Consider the following 25,434-nt stretch of genomic DNA (forward strand, 5'->3'; position numbering starts at 1 on the left):
TGTTGGACAAAACTAGGTTTTGTTTGATACGAATCTTTGGTTGTTTTATAGCAAGCAAATAAAACTGATAATAGACTAAATTATATATGTATGCTTAACAAATGCATTAAGTTTTTTATAGAAAATAAATTTATAGCGTTACTACTCCTGTTTATTTTTGTAGGCTTTGGGTTGGTATATTCTCCTTTTTCTTCGGATTTAGGCGTTTTACCAAGCGATCCCATTTCGGTAGACGCAATTCCCGATATAGGGGAGAATCAACAAATCGTTTTTACCGAATGGAAAGGAAGATCCCCACAGGATATGGAGGATCAAATAACATACCCTTTAACGAGTGCTTTATTAGGAGTTCCTGGTGTTAAAACCATTCGTAGCTCTTCTATGTTTGGAGTGTCTTATGTATATATCATTTTTGAAGAGGATGTAGAGTTTTATTGGAGTCGTAGTCGCATTTTGGAAAAATTAAACTCTCTACCTAATGGCTTATTACCTTTTGGAGTTCAACCTTCTTTAGGTCCTGATGCTACAGGTTTAGGGCAGATATTTTGGTATACGTTAGAAGGAAGAGATCCGGATGGTAACGTAACAGGTGGTTGGGATCTGCAGGAATTAAGAAGTATTCAGGACTATTATGTTAAATATGCTTTATCCTCGTCTTCTGGCGTTGCAGAAGTAGCTTCTATAGGTGGATATGTGCAAGAATACCAAATTGATGTAAATCCTGAATTGCTAAAACAATATTCCATAGAATTACAAGAGGTTGTGAACGCGGTTAAAGAAAGCAATCGTGATATAGGAGCACAAACTTTGGAAATTAATCAAGCAGAATATTTTGTCCGAGGCTTAGGATATATTAAGTCAATAAATGATTTAGAGAATGCGGTAGTGCGTTCTAAAGATTATGTGTCTATCCGTATAAAAGACATTGCAAAGATTTCACTTGGACCAGCTTCAAGACGCGGTATCTTAGATAAGGAAGGAGCAGAGGTTGTTGGAGGTGTAGTAGTAGCAAGATATGGTGCTAATCCAATGGAAGTAATAAGTAATGTAAAGAACAAAATACAAGAACTAAGTTCTGGATTACCGTCAAAAACACTAAAAGATGGAAGAACCTCTCAGGTAACCATTGTGCCTTTTTATGATAGATCTGAATTGATAAAAGAGACGTTATGGACATTAAAAGATGCTTTAACGCTGGAGGTGCTAATTACCATACTCGTAGTGTTAATGATGCTACTGAACTTACGTGCCTCTATCTTGATTTCGACCTTATTACCTGTGGCAGTTTTAATGGTTTTTATCATGATGAAAATTTGTAAGGTAGATGCTAATATTGTAGCCCTATCAGGTATAGCAATTGCTATTGGTACTATGGTTGACGTTGGAGTCATACTTTCAGAAAATATTATTAGACATATTAAGGGGAATAAGGGCGAATTACCTGTGAATACAGTTGTTTATAATGCCACTACAGAGGTGTCAAGCGCAATTTTAACCGCTGTATTAACAACGATTATAAGCTTTGTGCCTGTTTTTATGTTGATAGGGGCCGAAGGAAAACTTTTTAGACCATTGGCTTTCACCAAAACCATGGCGCTAATTGCTTCGATTGTAATTGCATTGTTCTTAATACCTCCTTTTGCAGCGTTTTTGTTTAAAAAACGTTCCATAACAAAAGGAATAAATTATCTAATTCAATTTGTTCTTATTATACTAGGTTTAATAAGTGTTTTTAATAATTTGTATTTGGGTATAGTACTTATTGTCTTTGGCCTTGTTCAAATACTTTACACTACAGATAAGATTTCTAAAAAAACAACAAATAACATCTATATCATTGTTTCTGGGATAACGGTTGCTTTTCTGTTAGCTATACATTGGAGACCTCTTGGAATTGATAAAAGTGTTTTTTGGAATTTGATTTTTGTTGTGCTCCTATGTGCAGGTCTACTAGGAAGTTTCTTTCTGTTTCAGAAGTATTATGTTCGTATTTTGAACTGGGCACTTCGTAATAAGTTATTATTTATGTCGCTGCCGATAACGATTGTAATTTGTGGGGTTATTATTTTTCAATCTTTAGGTAAAGAGTTCATGCCTTCGCTTAATGAAGGAACGTTTCTATTAATGCCTACTTCATTGCCGCATGCTGGAGCCGATGAAAATAAAAGAGTGCTGCAACAACTTGATATGGCAGTAGCAAATATTCCAGAGATAGCAACAGTAGTTGGTAAGGCAGGAAGAGTAAACTCTGCGCTTGATCCAGCTCCCTTATCGATGTATGAGAATGTTATCATCTATAAACCTGAGTTTGCTACAAATGCAGAAGGAAAACCACAAAGGTTTAAAATAAATAATGATGGACTTTTCGAATTAAAAAATGGAAGTTTTGTTGCTAGTCCTAATGCAACAAAAGAACAACTAATTCCAGATAAGAATGGAGCATTTTATAGAAATTGGAGAGCCCATATAAAATCCCCCGATGATATTTGGGAAGAGATCACCAAAGTAACCAAATTGCCAGGAGTTACTTCTGCTCCAAAATTACAACCTATAGAAACCAGGTTAGTGATGCTTCAAACAGGAATGCGATCACCGATGGGAATAAAAATACAAGGGCAAGATCAAAAATTAATAGAGAGTTTTGGATTGCAATTAGAAACTGTTTTAAAAGAGGTTAAGGGAATTAAAACGGAGACAGTTTTTGCTGATAGAGTAGTTGGTAAACCTTATCTTTTAATAGAGCTCGATAGAAATCGTATAGCAAAGTATGGAATATCTGTAGAAAAGGTTCAAAAAGAGCTGGAAGTTGCTTTAGGAGGTAAAAAAATATCGCAGACAGTAGAAGGGAGAGAACGATATGATATTAGAGTTAGATATCCCAGAGAACTGCGCACAACTCCAGAGGATATAAAGAATATATATATCCCTATTCAGCAAGGCACTTCAGTTCCCTTAAGCGAACTAGTGACAATTAGATACGAAAAAGGCCCTGAGGCTATCAAAAGTGAAGATACTTTTTTAGTCAGTTATGTGTTGTTTGATAAAGCAGATGAGTATGCAGAAGTAGATCTCATACAAAATGCAAAAAAAGTGTTGCAAGAGAAGATAAATAGTGGTGAATTAATAAAACCAAAAGGAATCAATTATAAGTTTACTGGAACTTATGAAAATCAACTACGTTCGGAAAAATCACTTTCCATTATTGTTCCTTTAACCTTACTTAGTATTTTCTTGATCTTGTATTTTCAGTTTAGGTCTATAACAATTTCTCTGATGGTGTTTATGGGGGTTATCGTATCTTTTGCAGGAGGTTTTTTAATGATTTGGGTATATGGTCAAGGTTGGTTTTTGGATATTGATATATTTGGTGATAATCTAAGATCTTTGTTTCAAATACAGAAGATAAACCTAAGTGTAGCTGTATGGGTTGGTTTTATTGCATTGTTTGGAATTGCTACCGATGACGGAGTTATTATGGCAACATATCTAACACAGACTTTTAAGAAAAATCACCCTGTAACTATCAAAGCAATTCATGAGTCTGTAATACAGGCTGGTGAAAAACGAATACGACCTTGTTTAATGACTACAGCAACTACCATTTTGGCGTTGCTTCCAATACTAACATCAACAGGAAGAGGAAGTGATATTATGATACCAATGGCGATTCCAAGTTTTGGTGGAATGTTTATCGCTTTGATTACTTTATTTGTAGTGCCAATCTTATTTAGTTGGCAACAAGAATTTGTATTAAAAAAAGAAAATAGAATTGAAAAAGACGCATAAAAAGAATAAAATGAATTTAAGAAAGATAACTTTTTTTCAAAATATGATTCCTTGGATAACTCTCAAAACACTTATAAGTTGTGGTTTGTTGTTTTTATTCTTTCAAGAGGTAAAATCGCAAACGCTACAGGATTATATAAAAGAAGCAAAAGAAAATAATCCCGAGTTAAAAGCCTTTCGGAATGCCTTAAAAGTTAGTGAAGAAAGAGTCAATGAGGTAGGAGGACTACCAAATACAACTATCGGAACAGGGTATTTTGTGAGTGAACCAGAAACTAGAACAGGTGCACAAAAAGCAAAGTTTAGTGCACAACAGCGTATACCTTGGTTTGGTACTATAAAAGCCAGAAAGGAAACAGCATCTTTAGAAAGTGAGGTTTCTAAGAATAAACTAGAAATTGCAATTAGAAAAATTACCTTACAAGTAGAGCAAGCTTATTACAATTTATATGAGCTAAAAGCAAGACAAAATGTATTGACTAAACAAGAAGAATTGTTAGACACCTATATAGAGATTGCGCTTAAGGAAGTTGAAAACAATAGAGCTTCAACCGTAGATGTATTAAAACTAAATATTGCGAAAAATAATCTTCAAAACGAAAAGGAAATTTTAAAGGGTGAAATTCTTACTTCGGAAACTGTTATGAATCAACTTTTGCATAGAGATGGTTTTGATCCATTAATTGTCCCGGATAATCTTTTTATTCCGGATGAGGAACCAACTATGATGTTAGATGATATTACGTTTCACCCAGAATTAATGACCTACGATTTTTTGAATGATTTGTTAGATAAAAAAGAAGATGTGAATACTAAAGAAGCCTTGCCATCAATTGGAGTAGGTTTGGATTATGTCATAGTTGAAGAACGACCGAATATTGATTTTTCGGATAATGGGAAAGATATAGTAATGCCTTCTTTATCACTCTCTATACCTATTTTTTCCAAAAAACATTCTTCTAGATCTAAACAATACGAACTTCAAAAAGAAGAGGTGTATCAAAAAAGAGAAGCTTCGCAAAATAGTTTAGAAAATATGATGGAAAAAGCAATAAATAATAGAATTACAGCTCGAATTAATTATGATACTCAGCAAAAAAATATCGAACAAGCAAAACAAGCCGAGCAAATTATTGTATCAGGTTATGAAACTACCCAGTTAGATTTTGAAGAAATACTGGATGTACAGCAAATGCTATTGAATTTCGAAAATGAGAAAGTGAAAGCAATAGCTCAATATTTTAAACAAACAGCAATTTTAAATTACTTAAGATAAAACAAACCCATAATAAAAAATATCATCATGAATAGAATAATGTATAAAGTATTAGCACTCGTAATAATAGGTCTTATGATGTCCTGTGCAAAAGATAAAAAGGAACCAACAAAAAATATAGAAGATACTCCTGTAACGGAAGAAGGAAGTGTAAAAGAGGATAAAGATCTGGATCTGACATCCTCAAAAAGCGAAGTGGTTTTTGGTGATGAAAAAATTACCAAATTATATAATCAATATCTTTTAGTAAAAAAACAATTAGTGAACTCAAAATCAAAATTAGTACAAAAAGAAGCTAAGAAATTAGGGGAGTTGATAGATGATTCGGATGAAAATAAACAATTAAAGGCAACTGCAAAGCTTATTTCTCTCACGAAAGAGATTAAAAAGCAGAGAGATTTTTTTGTTACGCTAACAGAAGAAACTGAAAAAATAATAGGTGGAGCGACCATAACCTCTGGAAAAGTGTATAAGCAGTTTTGCCCGATGGCTTTCGGAGGAAATGGAGGATATTGGTTGTCTAATTCTGATGAAGTTCGTAATCCTTATTACGGGAATGAGATGCTTATTTGTGGTAAAGTAGATACAACCATACAGTAAAAACTATACAATGCTTTTTTGCGGAGTTAGGAGGATAGATTTTTAACGATTACCAAAATTTAAAAGTGTGAAAGTAAAGTATCACATAGAAGGGATGACCTGTAATGGATGTCGAACTCAAGTAGAACAAATACTGAATTCGTTAGCTGAGGTAAAAGAAGCCCACGTAGATCTTGAAACAAAAGAAGCATCTTTAGTTTTGCATAAGCCTTTGGATATTGATAAGGTATTAAAAGAGATGCCTAAAAAGTACACCATAACTGAAAAGAAAGAAGATAAGTCAAATGCTAATCATATTGTTGCAACGGAAAAGACAAAAACTAGACAGTTATTTCCTCTTTTTTTAATTCTGGTGTATATAACAATGGCATCAATATTATTGAATTATAAACAATGGGATGCTGATAATTTTATGATGGATTTCATGGGATTGTTCTATATTGTATTTAGCTTTTTTAAGCTATTGGATTTGTCAGGGTTTGCCAAATCTTTTGCGATGTATGATCCGCTCGCAAATAAGCTTTCCTCTTATGCTTGGGTATATCCCTTTATCGAAATTGGTTTAGGGTTGATGTTCCTGATGCGATTTAATATTCAGATAGCTTTATTAGTTACGATAGTAGTTTTAGGTATTACCACATTTGGAGTAACAAAAGTTTTATTGGATAAAAAGAGCATTCAATGTGCGTGTTTGGGAACGGCGCTAAAGTTACCCATGACGAAAGCTACTTTTATAGAAAATGCTATCATGCTTGTTATGGCATTTTTAATGCTTTATAATAGGTAATGTATGGTTAAAAGAAAAACAGCAATATGGATTAGAAAAGCACATCGCTACTTAGGATTGTTTCTTGGAATCCAGTTTTTGATGTGGACAATAAGTGGATTGTATTTCAGTTGGACGGATATTGATGAAATACATGGAGATCATTTTAAAAAAGAGCAGAAAAAGATAGTTCATAGCAATTTAAAAGGATTGGATATTATCACTTCTAGAATGGAAGTTTCTGCATTAGAATTGAGAACGATTGCTAATAAACCATATTATTGGATTAATGATAGCATTCTGGTAGATGCATTATCTGGATCTATAAAGCCAGAAATTTCTAAGGAAGAAGCCTTAAAAATTGCAGAAATGCAAATGCGTGACGATTTACAAGTAATCTCGGTTGATTATATAACTGAAGTCGATAAGCATCATGAATATAGAGGAAGGTCTTTACCAGCTTATGTGATTAATTATGATCATCCCGAAAATGTAAAAGCGTATGTAGCAGCTTTAGACGGATCATTTCAGCGAGTACGACATCAATCTTGGAGATGGTTTGATTTTTTATGGATGACCCATACCATGGATTACGAAGGGAGAGATGATTTTAATACATCAGTATTACGAATCTTTTCTCTATTAGGACTTATCACAGTAATAAGTGGCTTTGTATTGTGGTATGTCTCATCTAGTACGATTAGAAGAATGATAAAAAAGTAATTATGGAGAAGAAAAGTGCCATTTATTTGATAGTAGTATTATTTGTTGGAGTTGGAATAGGGTATCTACTTTTTGGAAGCTCCTCCCACTCGAACTCGGATCATGCTCATGATGAAAATACTGAAGTGGCTGATCAAATTTGGACGTGTTCCATGCACCCTCAGATTAAGCAATCAGAATCTGGTGATTGTCCAATATGTGGAATGGATTTAATTCCTACTACAAATATGACAGCTGATTTAGATATAAATCAATTCAGAATGACAGAAAATGCTATGGCATTAGCTAATATTCAAACATCTATTGTAGGAGATGGAAGTGAGAACTCCCAAGAGATAAGACTATCTGGTAAGATTGAAGAAAATGAAGAAGAGACAACAGTGCAGGTTACTCATTTTACAGGTAGGATTGAAAAACTTTTGGTAAATGCAATCGGAGAAAAAATAGCTAAAGGACAAAGAATTGCTCTAATTTATTCTCCAGAACTAGTGGCTGCACAACAAGAATTATTAACTGCTGCAAAGCTTAAAGAACAGCAACCTGAATTGTATAAAGCAGTAAGAAATAAATTAAAACTTAGAAAGCTATCGGAGAACCAAATTAATCAAATAGAATCTTCGGGTAATATTATGGAAATGTTCCCCTTGCATGCGCAAGTTTCTGGAATAGTTTCTGAAAAAATGGTCGAGGAAGGTAATCATATAGAAAGAGGACAAGTATTGTATAAGCTTTCAAATTTGAATACGGTATGGGCGAATTTTGATATGTACGAAAATCAGATTTCTTTAATAAAAAATGGACAAGATGTCAATGTGATTACCAATGCATATCCAGATACTAAGATAAAAGCAAAAATTTCCTTTATAGATCCAATTCTTAATAAAGTTTCCAGAACGGTTAGTGCTAGAGCTGTATTAACTAATAAAGATGCTATGTTTAAGCCAGGAATGTTTATTGAGGGAGTTATTGCTGTCTCTAATAACAATGATGAAAAGGATAACATAATAGTCCCTAAAAGTGCGGTGCTTTGGACTGGGAAACGCTCATTAGTATATGTGAAAAAGGAGGCTATAACTCCAGTTTTTGAAATGAGAGAAGTAGTATTAGGGAACTCGAATAGTGATTCCTACCAGATCTTGTCTGGATTACAGAAAGGAGAGGAAATAGTTACTAATGGAACCTTTACTGTAGATGCTGCGGCACAATTACAAGGAAAAAAATCAATGATGAAATTAGGAATCAATCAAAGTGATTCTACAAAAGATATAGATTTTGAAAAAGTCTCAATATCCGTTGATTTTAGAAAATTGTTCAATCAAGCATTGTTGTCTTATTTTAGTCTCAAAGATGCGCTGGTGGCTAGTGATGCAAATCTTTCTGCCACTTTTTCGGAGAAAATGTTATCCCAATTAAAGAATCTAAATATTTCAGAATTGCCAGATGATGAGTTAGAGTATCTACAAAACCTTAAAAAGCATTTACAAGGTATTTCTGATAAAGAAGATCTAATACATCAAAGAGCTCATTTTAAAGATCTGAATGAAAATTTAAATCGTCTAATCCATAAAATCGGGAATACTACTCAAACAATCTACATACAAAAATGCCCTATGGCTAATGATAATAAAGGAGCCATTTGGTTAAGTAAAGAAAAAGAAGTTAGAAACCCTTATTTTGGTGATGCAATGCTTGCTTGCGGCAGTGTAATCAACACTTTAGAGCACTTGTAGCTTACTTAGAATTATTATGTTTAAAGCTTTGATTTGTAAAATAATACAATTTTATTTTAATGGTTAAGCAAAACGACGTATCTTTAATTTAGGGAAATATTGGATTACGTTTTTTAAGAGATTACAGTTATTACTAATTGTGCATTATGTTTTTACAGAAAAGGCATTAAATGCGCAACGATTTTTTATGTGATACTCAAGCAAATAAATGTGATCAGAAAAGATTGGGAATATGATTAAAAAACTACTTTTTATTACATTTTTATCCTTACTATTTTCATGTAAGGAAACACCTGTACAGACAGTGACTAGTGCGAGTACACTAGCCTTGTTAGAAAAATCTAAAGCTATTCAGTTACGAGCAGAGAGAGTCGAACAGCATATGAAAGTTTGGCAAGATTCTTTGGATCGATTCGGAAGTTCAGAGAAGTCTAAAGTACAGTTTAAAGACGATGAATTTGTAAATATAGAAGAGCTTTCTAACTTTTTTGTATTGGATATGAAATATGCTACAGAGGATAACTTTCTTAAAAAGGCGGTGTATTCTTGTGCTAAATGTTTTGTAAGAGGAGTTGTAGCAAAAGCATTGATTAATGCCAATAAGGATTTTATGGAAAAAGGATATAGAATCAAGCTTTTTGATTGCTATCGCCCTCATAGTGTACAAAAGAAAATGTGGGAAATATTTCCTAATCCAGGTTATGTGGCAGACCCCAAAGGAGGATCAATTCATAATAAAGGAGCTGCGGTAGATATTACGTTAACAGATTTACAAGGAAATCAATTAGATATGGGTACTGATTTTGATCATTTTGGGAAAGAAGCACATCATTCTTATAGAGCGTTGTCAGATGAAATCCTTGCTAATCGTAAGTTGCTAAAAGAAACTATGGAAAAGCATGGTTTTTCTACCATACGTACCGAATGGTGGCACTATAATTTTAAAAACAAAAAGTTTAAGATTGCTGATTTTAAATGGAAGTGTGGTTAGGACATAACTGCTAACAACAACATCCGCATAAAGCGGATGTCGTACGAGCACAATTATAAAATCGGAAAAAATTAGAATTGTTCAGTTTCTGTGTTTGTTAGCCAACTCTTTCAAATAATAGTTGAAATTAGTTTACGGTCAGAAACATATCATCTATCTATAAGTATTTATAGGCTTGTGTGGTCAAGAATTCTTCAAATCTCTCATCAGTTACTAGTTTATAGAAAATCTGAACTGCATTTTGATAATTTTTACCATTAAAAAGATCCGTTCCAGCTTGTTTCTCCACAGTTTTTAGCTCATCTTCAAAAAGCATATGGAACATGTTGGAGTTCAATCGTAAACCATTGTCTAGTTTCACCTCATTTTTAAGCCATTGCCAAATCTGCGTTCTACTGATTTCTGCTGTTGCAGCATCTTCCATTAAGTCGTACAATGCCACAGCACCATTTCCTCCTAACCAGGTAGCGATATAATGAATACCAACATTGATATTTTCTCGAATTCCTCTCTCGGTGATCGTTCCCTGTGGGATTTCTAAAAGATCCTCTTCGGTAACAACTACATCATTTCTTTTTACATCTAACTGATTAGCTTCTGGCATATGCATATCAAAAACTTGCATAGCTAAAGGAACTAGTCCAGGATGTGCTACCCAAGTTCCGTCATGCCCATTCTTTACTTCACGTTCTTTATCTGCTTTCACTTTTGCAAAAGCCTGATTGTTTCGCTCTTCGTCATTTTTGATCGGAATTTGAGCCGCCATACCGCCAATGGCTAGTATATTTCTTTTGTGACACCTTTGGATCACTCTTTTGCTATATGCATCCATGAATGGACTGGTCATCGTAACCTGAGCTCTATCTGGAACTACAAAATCTTTATGATTTCTCAGTTTTTTGATATAACTGAATATATAATCCCATCTACCACAGTTAAGTCCTACGATATGCTCTTTTAAAGCATAAATAATTTCATCTAATTGAAAACTTGCTGTAATCGTTTCTACTAATACAGTTACTTTAATCGTAGCATGCTCTAATCCTAAGTATTCTTCTGTGAAATCAATTACATCATTCCACCAAATTGCTTCTGTAAAATGCTCCAATTTTGGAATGTAATAGTAAGGCGCAGTACCATTTTCTTTTAATCGCTCATTATTATGAAATACATAAAGAGCAAAGTCGAATATAGAAGCACTAATTTCTTTACCTTCAATTAATAAGTGTTTTTCATTAAGGTGTAAACCTCGTGGACGTACAATTAAGGTAGCAACTTCTTCATTAAGTTGATAGGTTTTGTCTTTTTTTGGATTGTAAAACGAAATAGTTTTGTTGACGGCGTCCTTCAGGTTTTTTTGACCTTGTAAGCAGTTTTCCCATAATGGCGCATTACTGTCTTCAAAATCTGCCATAAATGTTTTGGCACCTGAGTTTAAAGCGTTGATGACCATTTTTCTGTCCACCGGACCGGTAATTTCTACCCTACGATCCTGAAGATCGGCTGGAATAGGAGCGGCGCACCACTCGCTATTACGGATCTCTTTCGTGTTTTCCGGAAAAGCTGGATAAGTTTCTAAATCAAACAACTGCTGTTGCTGTTCTCTGTTTCTTAAAAGTTCTAATCGTCTTTCGTCAAAACGATTATGCAAAGCCTCTAAAAAAGTTAAAGCACCATCCGTTAGAATTTCTGGATGATAATTTTTCACCTCTTTCGTAAAGCTAATTTTCTGACTTAGGTTTGTTTGAGTTTCCATAACTATATCGTTTGAGTGAACAATATTAAAAAAAAGTTTTTGATAAAACAAGCGAACGTTCGCTAAATGTGAATTTTTTGTTTTTGAAAATTTTCGCAAAAATCCCTACTTTTGGTTTTATGGCAATAGCAGAAGAATATATCAGACTTATTTTTGGTCTGAAAATCAAGCAGATACGAACAGATAAGGATTTATCACTTTTTGGTTTATCTAAATTAAGTGGATTGTCTAAATCGTATTTAAATGAAATAGAAAAAGGAAAAAAATATCCGAAAACGGATAAAATTATAAAACTAGCTGAAACTTTAGAGGTGCCTTATGATAGTTTGGTTTCTCTAAAGTTGGATAAAAATCTTGCGCCGATTGGAGAGATTTTGCAATCCGGAATTTTGGATGAAATACCACTTGAATTATTTGGCATTCAGCAAAGTGATCTTATTGATATCATTGCAAATGCACCTTCTAAAGTAAATGCTTTTATCAGTACTATTATAGAAATAGCGCAGCATTATAATATGAGTAGAGAGGGGTTTTATCTAGCTTCTTTACGATCTTATCAAGAAGCGCATAATAACTTTTTCAAGGATCTAGAAGATACAGCAGTGCGTTTTGCAAATTCATATCAGTTGGATTTATCTGGTAACATTGGTGCTGCAGAATTGGAAGAAATCCTGATAGAAGAATATGGATATACCATAAATACAAAAGGAATACCGAAACAGGAAGAACTGGATAATTTGAGATCAGTGTTTGTTCCTACAACAAAAACATTGTTATTATCAGATAGAGTGGATGAGCCTCAAAAAACGTTTATCTATGCAAAAGAATTGGGGTATCAGTATATGAATATTACCGAAAGGCCTTACACTTTCTCATGGATTCGTTATGATAATTTCGAAGAGGTGTTACATAATTTCTATGCGTCCTATTTTGCTGGAGCACTTATTATTCCGAGAAACCACCTCAAAGATCATCTCAAGGAATTGTTTAGCGGAAAGAAATTTTCTGAAGATGCATTTCATAAGATAATGAAGTTGTATAATGCTTCACCAGAATCGTTTTATCAGCGTTTAACCAATGTCTTGCCAAAGGATTTTGGAATGCAAAATGTGTTCTTTTTAAGATTTACACATAAGAAAGGAATTGAACGATTTAATTTGGTAAAAGAATTGCATATTACCCATCAACAACAGCCACATGCTAATGAGATCAATGAGCATTATTGTAGAAGGTGGATGGCAATTAAAACTTTGCAGAGGACTGCTAATAATGATCTGCCATATTCATTTGATATACAGATATCAGATTATGCAGATACGGATCAGCAATATTTAGTGTTTACTTCGGCAACCAAAGATCCATTTAGAAAAGACTACTACCGTAGTATAGGAATAGGTTTTCTAATCTCTAATGCCTTAGAAAAGAAGATCAGCTTTGTAAACGATTCTAAAATACCAAAAGTAAAGGTAGGTGTTACCTGCGAATCGTGTTCTATTGCAGATTGCGAAGTAAGAAAAGCACCTCCAAAACGTTTGTTGTCGAAAGAAAGGTTTAGAAGAACTTCTCAGTTAGTAGCGGATATAGTTAAAGAGTATTCTTAATCTTATCAACTACAAAACATGAATAATACCTTTTTTGTAGAACACGAAAAACAAGGTAAATACATACAACTATCCAATACGAATGCTTTTGTTTTTGATAAAGGAGAAGGAGTTCCTATTGTTTTCTTTCATGGTGTTCCTGCATCATCATTTTTGTATAGAAAAATTATCGATACGATTGCTAATCATGGAGTGAGAGGTGTTTCTTTTGACTTGTTAGGAATGGGATTGTCTGATAGACCATTGGATTATGATTATAGTTGGACAGGTCTTGGGAATTGGTCGGTAGAGGTTATAGAAAAATTAAAATTAAAGAAATTTCATGTAGTACTTCATGATATTGGTGGTCCTGTGGGGAGTGAAGTGATTTCTAAAATGCAAGATCGAATTTTATCAGTAACCATTTTAAATACACTTTTGGTAAACTTACCTCAATTTAGGAAACCTTTCCCGATGGGATTTTTTCCGATACCAGGAGTTGGGGAGTTATTTATTGCAACTACAACACCCTTTTTATTACAAAAGCTAATGCATCTTAGAGGAATTTATAGAAAAGAAGCTTTTGGGATTGAAGTGGCTAAAGCATACCTTCAGTTTTTAAAAGGGAAAGATAAAGCCAGGTCTTTTTTAAAAATAATGAGAAGTTTTGAGCCTACAGCTGCCAAAGAAAATCTTTATATCTCATCCTTAAAAAATCTGAACGTTCCTAAACAATTAATTTGGGGTATGAATGATAAAGGACTTACCTATGAAAAGTATGGTGTTCCGATTAAAAAAGCTTTAGAAATTGAAAAAATAACAAAAACAGAGGGATCTCATTTTTTACAAGAAGACTTTTCAGAAATAATAGCAGCTAAACTGTTAGAGTTGGTACAGCAAGCATAGTTATACATACTTATTTTATAAAAGTAGTACTTAATTTATCCAAATATTGAGTTGTAGTTTCTTTAAGGTAGATACCCATGGCAATAGCAGCTTTGTCTAATAAATTTATTTTAAAGAATGTATAATCAAAATGATGGGATGTTCCACTCGTTAAATCCTGACGTTTTTGCGATAATATTTCGCATTCAGACCTTGAAATATTATTAACTCCTCCTACATCGATATAATTTCGTAGTCTTTTTTCTGTAGTGATTAAAGCATCTTCTAGAATTGACAAGCTCGTAGCGGCATCAGCAAGGATCTTTCGCTGGATGTTTATCTGATCGATAGCAATCTCTTTATCAGATTGTATTTGTTTGTCAGTTTTTTCTACCGAATAATAATCTTTATCGATATCTCTGTTAAACTGTTTAATGGTTTCTAAGTGAATCATTGCTAGTACTCGCATCTCAACGATTACTGCTTCAAATTTTGATTGAAGCATACTGTAGTATTTACGTTCCCTAGCAAGGCTTCCTTGGTCATGCGGATCTTTGGCAACTAAGAAAAAATCCAATACTCCTTTCTCAACTTCATGGTCAATAGCTCTGGTTTTGGTAAGCAATTGTGAAAAAGGTTCTGCTTTTAAATTGAATCTTTTGGTTAATGCCAAAATTTCATCCAGAGATTCTGTGGTGGATGCCTGAAACCTGTCATCGTCTATAGGAGAAGGTTGAGGTTTTGTGGGTTTAGGTTTGTTGTCCTTTCCGTCTTCTTCAAACAAATCATCATATAAGCTCGACATAGAATATTGAAAGTTACTATTGGTTAATTTCTGTTCTAATATTCAAAGATACTGTTTTATAAAAACAATCCCTGTTTCAAAAACTTTTGAAACAGGGATTGTATATTTTTTAGTGAATGGTAGATGCTACCAAAATCACTAAATTATTTTTGATTTCGTCTTGCGATCTACATCATTCCTGGCATTCCACCACCCATTGGAGGCATTCCTCCTCCAGCTGGAGCATCTTCTTTAATGTCAGTCAAAGCACATTCTGTAGTAAGGATCATTCCAGAAACAGAAGCAGCATTTTCTAATGCTACACGAGTTACTTTCTTAGGATCAATAATTCCAGCCTTTAGCATATCCACGTATTCTTCAGATTTTGCATCATATCCGAAATCATCTTTTCCTTCAAGAACCTTAGAAATTACAACAGAACCTTCTCCACCTGCATTTTCTACGATTGTTCTTAATGGCGCTTCGATAGCACGGTTTACAATTTGTACTCCAGTTGCTTCATCAGCATTTTCAGTTTTCACACTGTCAAGTACTGATTTTGCTCTTACTAAAGCTACACCACCACCAGCAACAATACCTTCTTCTACTGCAGCACGAGTTGCATGAAGAGCATCATCTACACGATCTTTCTTTTCTTTCATTTCTACTTCAGAAGCAGCACCAACATATAATACAGCTACACCACCAGCTAATTTAGCTAAACGTTCCTGTAATTTTTCTCTATCGTAATCAGAAGTAGTAGTTTCGATCTGAGATTTGATCTGATTTACTCTGTTCTTAATTAGGTCTTCGGCACCAGCACCATTAACAACCGTAGTATTGTCTTTGTCAATAGCTACTTTTTCTGCAGTACCTAAATGCTCAATGGTAGTATTTTCTAAAGTAAATCCGCGCTCTTCAGAAATTACAGTTCCTCCTGTTAAGATCGCGATATCTTCTAGCATTGCCTTACGTCTGTCTCCAAATCCTGGAGCTTTAACCGCAGCAATTTTTAATGCTCCACGAAGTTTATTTACTACTAACGTAGCAAGAGCTTCACCATCTACATCTTCAGCAATGATTAAAAGAGGTTTGCCTGTCTGAGCTACTGGCTCAAGAATTGGTAATAAATCTTTCATTGCAGAAATTTTCTTGTCAAATAACAAGATATATGGACTTTCTAATTCTGTAGTCATTTTTTCGCTATTAGTAACGAAATATGGGGAAAGGTATCCTCTATCAAACTGCATTCCTTCAACTACGTCTACGTAGGTATCTGTACCTTTAGCTTCTTCTACAGTAATTACTCCTTCTTTTCCTACTTTACCAAAAGCTTGTGCAATAAGATCTCCAATAGTCTCATCGTTATTAGCAGATATAGCAGCAACTTGCTTGATTTTATCAGAAGAACTTCCTACTTCTTTCATCTGCTTCTCTAGGTCAGAAGTGATAGCTTCTACAGCTTTATCAATTCCTCTCTTAAGATCCATTGGGTTCGCACCTGCAGCAACATTTTTCAATCCTTCTTTTACGATTGCTTGTGCTAAAACGGTAGCGGTAGTAGTACCATCACCAGCAAGGTCGTTTGTTTTAGAAGCTACTTCCTTTACCATTTGTGCTCCCATGTTCTCAAGAGCATCTTCTAATTCTACTTCTTTAGCAACAGAAACTCCATCTTTTGTTACAGTTGGAGCTCCAAAAGATTTGCTAATGATTACATTACGACCTTTAGGTCCTAATGTTACTTTTACTGCATTGGCTAATGCATCCACACCACGTTTAATACCGTCACGTGCTTCTATATCAAATTTTATGTCTTTTGCCATAATATTTTAATTTTTAAACTTCATCCTATCACTATTTTTAGATAGGAAATATTGAAATTTTGAGTTGTGTTTTGATTGAATTATTAAACGATTGCTAGGATATCATCCTCACGCATAATTAAATAGTCTTTACCATCTAATTTTAATTCAGTGCCAGAATACTTTCCGTAAAGTACAGTATCACCAACTTTTACAGTCATTTCGTGATCTTTTTTACCGCTACCTACAGCAGCTACTTTACCTTTTTGTTGTTTTTCTTGTGCTGAATCAGGGATGTATAATCCTGATGCCGTTTGCGTTTCCGCTGGAAGTGGCTCAATTACCACACGATCTGAAAGAGGTTTAATATTTACTCCCATTATGATTAGTTTTGTATTTTAAAATTTAAACGAATTATTCGATGCTGTGTAATTCAGAAATTATGCCAGCTACTTGATACTGACAAATTGAAATAAAAAATGCCGACTGTATGACAAGTCGGCATTTTTTATAGTTGGATTAACCTTATTATTCTTCAGGTGTGTCATCTATAACAGGTGTGTCAGGTGTATCCTGAATTACCTCTACATCGTTAGTATCAACAGTTGGATCCTGACCAGCATCACCACCCATTAAGTCTACGTTAGATAAAAGAATAAGTGCTAACAATAAAGTAGCTAAAGCCCATGTACTTTTGTCTAAGAAATCTGTGGTTTTCTTTACTCCACCTAACTGCTGAGTTCCACCTCCACCAAAAGAAGAAGAAAGACCTCCTCCTTTAGGATTTTGTACCATAATTACTACCACCAATAAAAAAGAAACGATGATGATAAGTATTAAAAATATTGAAAACGTTGTCATTATATATTGTTATTTATTTTCTTGTAATTTTTTGATTGCTCGAATTTGGTCTGCAAAGAAACCACTTTTTTCGGGATTTTTCAAAATTAATATTTTGTAGGCCTGAATTGCCTTTTTGTACTTTTTCTGAGCTAAATAAACACGTGCCAAAGTTTCTGTCATTAACTCGTCTGGAGCAACCATATGTTCATTTGCTAAATTGCGTGATGGGGCATTCTTTTCTGCTGGTTTTATTTTAGGATTGTTAGCTATAAATTCATCGATCAAATGGAATTTATGGTCCTGTTTATTTGGCTTTTCATTTTCAGTTTGCTGATCCTGATCCTTGGGGTTTATAGTCGAATCAGTTTCTCGATCTATAGGTAGTGCCGATGTTAGTTTCAACCATTCCGCAAACGAATGAGATTCTTTTTTGTTGAAATCGAGAGGTTTGTGGATTTCTAATGCCGTTTCAGCAGCACTTTTTTCTTCTTCAGACACTTCATCAATTTCATTTTTTTCTGATTGCTCTATGATCGTTTCAATAATGGTAATATTGTTGTCAATCGTCGTGTCTTTTGATGAAAACAAGGAAGGGTCTAAAACTTCTTCTGCTTCTTCAATATTCATATCAACAGCGTCATCCATAGACATTCTTGAAAGTGCCTTGATTTCCTGAGGATCTACTACATCTATTTCGTTTTTACTTTTCTTTTCTACCGTTTTTTGGATGTTAGTGTCAAAAAGCTCAGAAGTAATGAAATCAAATAATACCGCTCTGTCAGTGGTGTAAGCTGCAGTGGTCTTTAATTCCTGATTATATCTAAAATCTTCGTTTTCTTTTAATCCTTTAAGTAACAAGGCTCTTACAGGTTGAAAATATGGAAACTGCTGAATAATTTTTTCCAGATTCTCTGTGTGTTCTTTAGTGATTAAAGAAGGGTTTTGAAACAAGTATGTAAGCTCTTTAGTGTTCAAAAATGAGGATTTACAAAGTTACCATTTGGCTAAAGTAGCATTAAGAATATCTTGAGTAATTCGTTCATAAATTACCTGAATAGCCTCCTCTCTAACCGCTGTCTCTGCTTGAGTCGCAGGATAGTCAAAAAAGAAAGAAAAACGTTGCTCCAAATCTTCTTTGGGATTTTTGGTATCATAGAAACGAACATTCACTGCAATTGTTAGTCTGTTCTGCGCTGCAGTATTGGCAGAAGTAGCATTGGTAGGTGCTACATAATACTGCACAATTTCTCCTTCGTAAGCAATATCTCCATTGGATGTTACTAGATCTAAATTGGTTTGGTTAAGAATTAGATCTTGTAATTGATTCGTAAAAGTTTGATCAATACCTGGAATAATAATGGAAGCTTGATTTTGAAAAAAATCTACTTGGAAAGAAGTTGCGGTAGTATTGATTCCACTAAAAGAGTAAGCTCCACATCCTTGAATAATAAAGATTCCAACGAGTGTTATGATTGTGTATTTGATTTTTTGTATCACAAGGTATGTTGTTTTAATAATTTACGAATTCCAAATATTTTAATTTAGAGGTCATATTGTTTGATCTTTCTATATAATGTTCTTTCGCTAATTCCTAGTTCTTCGGCAGCCGCTTTTCGTTTTCCACGATGGCGTTCTAGCGATTTTTTAATGAGTTCTAGCTCTTTATCATGTAACGAAAGGGTTTCTTCTTCTTCAATTTCTTCAGCAAAATGATATTTGTCTTCTTCCTTTATAGATGATGTTTCAGCAGGTGTTATTTGTAACACTTCTGTAGTATGTTCTGTTATTGGTTCTTCAAAAGGTATTTCGGTTTCTGCTTTGTCATCTCTATAGATTTTTCTAATAAGTCCTTCATGCTCCTTTTGTACTTGTTGTGAATTCCCGCTTTGCATTAATTCCATAGTCAACTTTTTGAGATCATTAAGATCATTTTTCATATCAAAAAGCACTTTGTACAAAATTTCTCTTTCATTGCTAAAATCACTTTCTTTCTTGCTGGAAGAAACAATAGCTGGCAAATTACTTCCGATGTCAGGCAAATATCCTCGTAATGTATTGGCAGATATCGTTCTGTTTTGTTCAAGGACTGATATTTGCTCCGCAATGTTGCGTAATTGCCTAATATTACCACTCCAATGATACTTTTCTAGAAGCTGTACAGCAGCTTCTTCTAATCGTATGGTTGGCATTTTATATTTAGTGGCAAAATCAGAAGCAAATTTTCTAAATAGTAAATGAATGTCGTTTTCACGATCTCGCAAAGGGGGAAGTAGAATTTCAACAGTACTTAAACGATAGTATAAATCTTCACGAAATTTTTCCTTCTTGATCGCTTCGAACATGTTTACATTGGTGGCTGCAACGATACGAACATCCGTTTTTTGTACTTTAGAAGAACCTACTTTGATAAACTCTCCATTTTCTAAAACTCTAAGTAATCTAACCTGAGTAGTTAGTGGTAATTCTCCAACTTCATCCAAAAAAATAGTTCCTCCATCAGCAACTTCAAAATAACCACTTCTAGTAGAGGTTGCTCCTGTGAAAGCTCCTTTTTCATGACCAAACAATTCACTGTCGATAGTTCCTTCTGGAATAGCTCCACAGTTTACGGCTATATATTTACCGTGTTTTCTATGAGATAAGGAATGTATAATTTTAGGAATACTTTCTTTTCCAACACCACTTTCTCCGGTAACTAAAACCGAAATATCCGTAGGAGCTACCTGAATAGCTTTTTCTATAGATCGATTTAGTTTAGGATCATTTCCTATGATTCCGAATCGTTGTTTTGTGGCTTGAACTGATTCCATTAATACAATTATATTAGTTGGTTGTTGTTTATTTAATTATTGTCAGAATATCCTACAGCTTCTCCAATCAGAGTTGCACTCGTGCATTCATCTACTCTTACCATTACAAAATCACCAACTTTATAGTCTCCTTTTGGAAAAACAGCAACAGTGTTTTGTGTAGTTCTTCCGCTCCAATGTGCATCAGATTTTTTAGATGCTTTTTCGATAAGAATTTCTACAGTTTTTCCAATAAATGCTTGGTGGCGATACTCACTATGAGCTCTTTGTAATTCGATAATTTCGGCTAATCGTCTTTTCTTAACTTCTTCTGGAATATCGTCTTCGAGTTTTCTGGCGGCTAGTGTTCCAGGACGTTCAGAATAAGCAAACATAAATCCATATTCATATTTTACATATTCCATTAAGGATAAGGTGTCTTTATGATCTTCTTCTGTTTCTGTAGGGAAACCTGTGATAATGTCCTGAGAAATAGCACAGTCAGGAATCAGACGTTTAATATTATCGATTAGATCAAAATATTCCTGACGTGTGTGTAAACGATTCATTTCTTTCAGAATACGATCGCTTCCACTTTGTATAGGTAAATGAATGTATTTACAAATATTCTTATGTTTTGCCATTACTTCGATAACATCCATCGTCATGTCTTGTGGATTCGAAGTAGTGAAACGAAGTCTTATCTTAGGATGCTTTTCGGCCACCATATCCAGCAATTTAGCAAAATTCACTGCTGTTGCTTTTTGAAAATCACTAGCTTTTTCAAAGTCTTTTTTCAGACCTCCACCATACCATAAGTAACTATCTACATTTTGACCCAATAAGGTAATTTCTTTGAAGTTTTTAGCAACAAGATCATCTATTTCTTCTATAATGCTCTGCGGATCACGGCTGCGTTCTCTTCCTCTAGTAAAAGGAACTACGCAAAAAGTACACATATTATCACATCCTCTGGTTATGGATACAAAAGCGGATACTCCATTGCTTTGTAAGCGAACAGGAGAGATATCGCCATAAGTTTCTTCTTTGGATAAAATAACATTCACAGCATTGCGTCCAGCATCAACTTCTTCAATAAGATTCGGAAGGTCTTTGTAAGCATCTGGTCCTACAACAAGATCTACAATTTTCTCTTCTTCCAAAAACTTACTCTTAAGTCGCTCCGCCATACAACCCAGAACGCCTACTTTCATTCCAGGATTGATTCTTTTAACAGCATTGTACTTTTCTAAACGTTTTCTAACGGTCAGTTCTGCTTTTTCTCGGATCGAACAGGTGTTTACCAATACTAAATCTGCATCTTCTAGATTTTGTGTGGTATTAAACCCTTCTTTAGCTAGGATGGAGGCTACAATTTCACTATCACTAAAATTCATCTGACATCCATAACTTTCTATAAAAAGCTTTCTGGTGTTTCCTTCTTTTTTATCAAGTGACAATGCCTGCCCTTGTATGTTTTCATCAATAATCTTCTCCATGCGTTATAATATCCTTGCTAATTCAATTCAAATAGTGTGCAAAGATACTTTTTAAAACAATATATGACAAAGTGGCAGGGTAATATTTGTTTAAATATTTATATTTGAGAGAACTAATAAACTAAATCCATCATTATATATGAATTCCAATCAACTCTTCGAAAGAATAGAAAACTCCAAAAAACCAGAATTTGGTGATATTTTATCTAAAAGTTTTGAATTATATAAGAAAGTGTTTTCTAAAGGCATCATACATGCATTGATAATGTTTGCGTTAGCAATTCCTTTTATACTTGCTGTTTATATTCCTCTTTTACCTTTCTATATAGATATGCTTCAAAATGCAGGTGATCCATACTACCAACCAACATTTTTAGAAGGTTTCTCTGTTGTTATGATTATTGTTTGGGTGATAGTGATATTTGCATTGTCATTTGTTATGCAAGTTTTAAATATATCTATATATGGTCATTTTCTTAAGGTTGTTAAGAATGAAGATCTCGGTTTGACGGAAGAAACAGGAGGTTATTTTACGATTGCAAAGAAATATTTTGGTAAAATCATTTTAATTTCCCTTGCTAATATGGGAATATCAATAGTAGCTATGTTAGCTTGTTACTTCCCTCTTTTCTACGTCATGGTACCCTTACAGTTAGTAATTCTGATATTTATTTTTAATCCTGAAATGAGTGTGGAAAATATTATAAAAGCAGCCTTTAAATTAGGAAATAAATATTGGTTTACTTTTTTTGGATTAATCTTTATCTCTGGATTACTTTCTGCACTTGGAATCATATTGTGTTATATAGGTGTCATAGCAACATTGTTTTTTTCCTATGTAGTGATGTATTATATGTATAAAGATACTATAGGTTTTGAAGAGGAAAATAAATCCGAAAGCTGGAATGTAATCGTTGAATAATAGAAAATAAAACCTGCAGTTCTGCAGGTTTTTTTAATATAATTTTTTGTGAAAAAATTTTGATCTCAAAAAATTCATATACTTTTGTTCTCAGAAAATCCCTTATTATAAGGTAACCACCAACTAAAAATGTTTATTAGAAGTTCCATCTGTCAACTAATAAATGTCAATTATCAACAGATGAAAAAAGAGGATTATGGCTAAGAATTTAGTGATTGTAGAGTCACCAGCTAAGGCAAAGACAATAGAGAAATTTCTTGGAAAAGATTATACCGTAGCTTCGAGCTTTGGGCATATTGCGGACTTGCCAGCAAAAGAACTAGGAGTAGATGTAGAGGAAGGTTTTAAGCCGAAATATATCGTTTCTAAGGATAAGAAAGATGTAGTGAAAAAATTAAAGGATCTTTCTAAAAAAGCAGAAATGGTTTGGCTGGCTAGTGATGAGGATCGAGAAGGAGAGGCAATCGCTTGGCATTTGGCAGAGGAATTAAAATTAGATAAAAAGAGGACCCGTAGAATTGTTTTTCATGAGATCACCAAAAAGGCGATTCTAAAAGCAATAGAAAATCCTAGGACTATTGATTATAATCTAGTAAACGCGCAACAAGCTCGAAGAGTGTTAGATAGGTTGGTGGGTTACGAGTTATCTCCAGTTTTATGGAGAAAAGTAAAAGGAGGGTTGTCTGCTGGTAGAGTTCAGTCCGTTTCAGTGCGGTTAATTGTAGAAAGAGAACGTGAGATATTAGATTTTAAACCTACTCCTTCTTATCGCATTGATGCAGAATTTTCTAATGAGAAAGGGAAATCTTTTAAAGCAAAGCTTCCTAAGAATTTCGCAACAAAAGCTGAAGCTGAGGCTTTCTTACAGAAAAATTTAGGTGCTGGATTTAAGGTGGCGGATTTAACTACAAAACCAGCTAAAAAATCTCCTGCACCACCATTCACCACTTCTACATTACAACAAGAGGCTTCCAGGAAATTGTATTTTTCTGTAAGCAAGACCATGACCATGGCACAGCGATTATACGAAGCTGGACTTATTACTTATATGAGAACAGATAGTGTAAACTTGTCGACTGAAGCTCAGAATAGTGCTAAAGCAGAAATAGTTTCGGCTTATGGAGATGAATATAGTAATCCAAAACAATATAAAGGAAAGTCTAAAGGTGCTCAGGAAGCTCACGAAGCGATAAGACCTACGGACTTTTCTAGACATACTGTTCCTGTTGATTCTGATCAACAACGATTATATGAGCTTATTTGGAAAAGAGCAATAGCTTCGCAAATGAGTGATGCGAAACTAGAGCGAACAAATGTGAAAATTGGGACGAACTCTCATTCAGAACAATTTACTGCTAATGGAGAAGTAATAAAATTTGAAGGCTTTCTAAAAGTGTATTTGGAAGGTAATGATGATGAGGATGAAGAGCAAAGCGGAATTCTTCCTGCAATGAAAGTAGGAGAGAGTCTTTTTAATAATTACATCACAGCTACTGAAAGATTTACAAGACCACCAAGTAGATATTCTGAAGCTGCTTTAGTTAAAAAACTAGAGGAGTTAGGGATTGGTCGTCCATCTACATATGCGCCTACAATTTCTACAATACAGAATAGGAAGTATATAGAAAAAGGTTCTAAGGATGGAGAAGAGAGAGGGTATATACAGATTACGCTTTCTGGTGATTCTATAAAAGAAAAAAATCTTAAGGAAAAAGTAGGAAGTGATAAAGGAAAATTAATTCCTACCGATGTTGGGATGGTAGTGAATGACTTTTTGGTAAATCATTTCTCTTCTATCTTAGATTATAATTTTACAGCAAAAGTAGAACAAGACTTCGATGAAATTGCCGAAGGTCAGGAAGATTGGACTCAAGTAATGAAAGAGTTTTATGAAGAGTTTCATCCTAGAGTAGAAGATGTTGCACAAAATGCAGAGCGTGAAGTAGGAGAAAGAATTCTTGGAGAGGACCCTGAATCTGGAAAACCGGTAAGTGTTCGCCTTGGAAAATTTGGGCCTATGGTTCAGATTGGTACTGCTGAAGATGAAGAAAAACCAAGGTTTGCAAGTTTAGCACCTGGACAAACATTAAGTAATATAACTTTTGAAGAGGCAATGGATTTATTTCAGTTGCCAAAAGAATTAGGTAATTATAAAGGAGAAGCAGTAAGTGTGAATAATGGACGTTTTGGACCGTATGTAAAATTTGGAGCCAAATTCGTTTCTTTGGATAAAGGAGAAGATCCATTAAGTACATCTTTAGAAAGAGCAATCGAATTGATAGATGCTAAAGAAAAAGCAGATGCTCCAATATATACATATGAAAATTTACCTGTGCAAAAAGGAACAGGTAGATTCGGACCATTCATAAAATGGAATGGGATGTTTATCAATGTAAATAAAAAGTACGATTTCGATAATCTTTCTGATCAAGATATCATTCAGCTTATAGAAGAGAAAAAGCAGAAAGAGATTGATAAGGTAATCCATAATTGGGAAGAAGAAGGTATTCGAGTTGAAAAAGCAAGATGGGGTCGAAGTAATATTATAAAGGGTAAGACTAAGATTGAATTACCTAAAACGGTAGATGCTACCAAGCTTACTTTAGAAAAGGTGAAAGATCTTATCGAGAAAAATGCGCCCAAGAAAAAGACTGCTAAAAAGAAAACAACAAAGAAGACTGCTAAAAAGAAATAATAAA

The 25,434-nt window shown here is 34.1% G+C and carries 20 protein-coding genes; 11 read left to right on the forward strand and 9 right to left on the reverse strand.

The genetic code is table 11. The annotated features are described in order from the left end of the window. The first annotated feature begins 90 nt into the window (after window positions 1-90). From Q1B37_RS09750 to Q1B37_RS09780, 7 genes are all read left to right on the forward strand, one after another. Complete coding sequence (locus tag Q1B37_RS09750) at window positions 91-3,786, forward strand: efflux RND transporter permease subunit (RefSeq protein WP_299898281.1); 3,696 nt, start codon at window positions 91-93, stop codon at window positions 3,784-3,786. A 10-nt stretch (window positions 3,787-3,796) separates the two neighbouring features. Continuing rightward, window positions 3,797-5,062 carry a TolC family protein gene (locus Q1B37_RS09755; RefSeq protein ID WP_299898283.1) on the forward strand — a complete coding sequence of 422 codons (1,266 nt, stop codon included), beginning with the start codon at window positions 3,797-3,799 and terminating at the stop codon, window positions 5,060-5,062. Between the two features lie 27 nt (window positions 5,063-5,089). Then, on the forward strand, window positions 5,090-5,662 hold the full coding sequence (locus tag Q1B37_RS09760; protein WP_299898284.1) for a DUF3347 domain-containing protein: 573 nt from the start codon (window positions 5,090-5,092) through the stop codon (window positions 5,660-5,662). Between the two features lie 67 nt (window positions 5,663-5,729). Further along, window positions 5,730-6,449 carry a MauE/DoxX family redox-associated membrane protein gene (locus Q1B37_RS09765; RefSeq protein WP_299898285.1) on the forward strand — a complete coding sequence of 240 codons (720 nt, stop codon included), beginning with the start codon at window positions 5,730-5,732 and terminating at the stop codon, window positions 6,447-6,449. A gap of 3 nt (window positions 6,450-6,452) precedes the next feature. Next, on the forward strand, window positions 6,453-7,151 hold the full coding sequence (locus Q1B37_RS09770; RefSeq protein WP_299898287.1) for a PepSY domain-containing protein: 699 nt from the start codon (window positions 6,453-6,455) through the stop codon (window positions 7,149-7,151). A gap of 2 nt (window positions 7,152-7,153) precedes the next feature. Continuing rightward, window positions 7,154-8,881, forward strand: a complete 1,728-nt coding sequence (locus Q1B37_RS09775; protein WP_299898289.1) for an efflux RND transporter periplasmic adaptor subunit — start codon at window positions 7,154-7,156, stop codon at window positions 8,879-8,881. Between the two features lie 232 nt (window positions 8,882-9,113). Further along, a complete protein-coding gene (locus Q1B37_RS09780; protein WP_299605780.1) occupies window positions 9,114-9,872 on the forward strand; it encodes a M15 family metallopeptidase in 759 nt (252 codons plus the stop codon). A 157-nt stretch (window positions 9,873-10,029) separates the two neighbouring features. Here Q1B37_RS09780 and aceB read toward each other — a convergent pair whose 3' ends face one another. After that, complete coding sequence (aceB, locus tag Q1B37_RS09785; protein ID WP_299898292.1) at window positions 10,030-11,628, reverse strand: malate synthase A; 1,599 nt, start codon at window positions 11,626-11,628, stop codon at window positions 10,030-10,032. A gap of 119 nt (window positions 11,629-11,747) precedes the next feature. Between aceB and Q1B37_RS09790 the strand changes: the two genes are divergently transcribed. Further along, window positions 11,748-13,229 (forward strand): helix-turn-helix domain-containing protein, encoded by a 1,482-nt coding sequence (locus tag Q1B37_RS09790; RefSeq protein ID WP_299898706.1) that lies wholly within the window; start codon window positions 11,748-11,750, stop codon window positions 13,227-13,229. Between the two features lie 18 nt (window positions 13,230-13,247). After that, window positions 13,248-14,114 carry an alpha/beta hydrolase gene (locus Q1B37_RS09795; RefSeq protein ID WP_299898294.1) on the forward strand — a complete coding sequence of 289 codons (867 nt, stop codon included), beginning with the start codon at window positions 13,248-13,250 and terminating at the stop codon, window positions 14,112-14,114. Between the two features lie 10 nt (window positions 14,115-14,124). Here the strand turns inward: Q1B37_RS09795 and Q1B37_RS09800 are convergent, their stop codons facing one another. The 8 genes from Q1B37_RS09800 to miaB form a co-directional block, all read right to left on the reverse strand. Beyond that, window positions 14,125-14,898: a hypothetical protein gene (locus Q1B37_RS09800; protein ID WP_299898295.1), complete on the reverse strand. Its 774-nt coding sequence runs from the start codon at window positions 14,896-14,898 to the stop codon at window positions 14,125-14,127. A 167-nt stretch (window positions 14,899-15,065) separates the two neighbouring features. Beyond that, window positions 15,066-16,703, reverse strand: a complete 1,638-nt coding sequence (gene groL / locus Q1B37_RS09805; protein WP_299605790.1) for a chaperonin GroEL — start codon at window positions 16,701-16,703, stop codon at window positions 15,066-15,068. 83 nt (window positions 16,704-16,786) lie between these two features. Beyond that, window positions 16,787-17,062 carry a co-chaperone GroES gene (locus Q1B37_RS09810; protein ID WP_219007873.1) on the reverse strand — a complete coding sequence of 92 codons (276 nt, stop codon included), beginning with the start codon at window positions 17,060-17,062 and terminating at the stop codon, window positions 16,787-16,789. Between the two features lie 148 nt (window positions 17,063-17,210). Beyond that, complete coding sequence (gene secG, locus Q1B37_RS09815; RefSeq protein WP_299605792.1) at window positions 17,211-17,543, reverse strand: preprotein translocase subunit SecG; 333 nt, start codon at window positions 17,541-17,543, stop codon at window positions 17,211-17,213. 9 nt (window positions 17,544-17,552) lie between these two features. Next, complete coding sequence (locus Q1B37_RS09820) at window positions 17,553-18,500, reverse strand: hypothetical protein (protein WP_299898297.1); 948 nt, start codon at window positions 18,498-18,500, stop codon at window positions 17,553-17,555. An 18-nt stretch (window positions 18,501-18,518) separates the two neighbouring features. Next, window positions 18,519-19,022 carry an LptE family protein gene (locus tag Q1B37_RS09825; protein ID WP_366141452.1) on the reverse strand — a complete coding sequence of 168 codons (504 nt, stop codon included), beginning with the start codon at window positions 19,020-19,022 and terminating at the stop codon, window positions 18,519-18,521. A gap of 44 nt (window positions 19,023-19,066) precedes the next feature. Continuing rightward, the gene (locus tag Q1B37_RS09830) at window positions 19,067-20,335 is read right to left on the reverse strand and encodes a sigma-54 dependent transcriptional regulator (RefSeq protein WP_299605797.1); all 1,269 of its coding nucleotides are present in this window, start codon (window positions 20,333-20,335) and stop codon (window positions 19,067-19,069) included. A 32-nt stretch (window positions 20,336-20,367) separates the two neighbouring features. Then, window positions 20,368-21,813 (reverse strand): tRNA (N6-isopentenyl adenosine(37)-C2)-methylthiotransferase MiaB, encoded by a 1,446-nt coding sequence (gene miaB, locus Q1B37_RS09835; protein WP_299898299.1) that lies wholly within the window; start codon window positions 21,811-21,813, stop codon window positions 20,368-20,370. 139 nt (window positions 21,814-21,952) lie between these two features. On the opposite strand from miaB, the gene Q1B37_RS09840 reads away from it, so the two are divergent. Together Q1B37_RS09840 and topA are read left to right on the forward strand one after the other, a co-directional pair. After that, a complete protein-coding gene (locus tag Q1B37_RS09840) occupies window positions 21,953-22,735 on the forward strand; it encodes a hypothetical protein (RefSeq protein ID WP_299898300.1) in 783 nt (260 codons plus the stop codon). 196 nt (window positions 22,736-22,931) lie between these two features. After that, window positions 22,932-25,430 (forward strand): type I DNA topoisomerase, encoded by a 2,499-nt coding sequence (gene topA, locus Q1B37_RS09845; RefSeq protein WP_299898302.1) that lies wholly within the window; start codon window positions 22,932-22,934, stop codon window positions 25,428-25,430. Window positions 25,431-25,434 lie beyond the last annotated feature (4 nt).

The organism is uncultured Aquimarina sp., assembly GCF_947492965.1.
Taxonomy (GTDB): domain Bacteria; phylum Bacteroidota; class Bacteroidia; order Flavobacteriales; family Flavobacteriaceae; genus Aquimarina.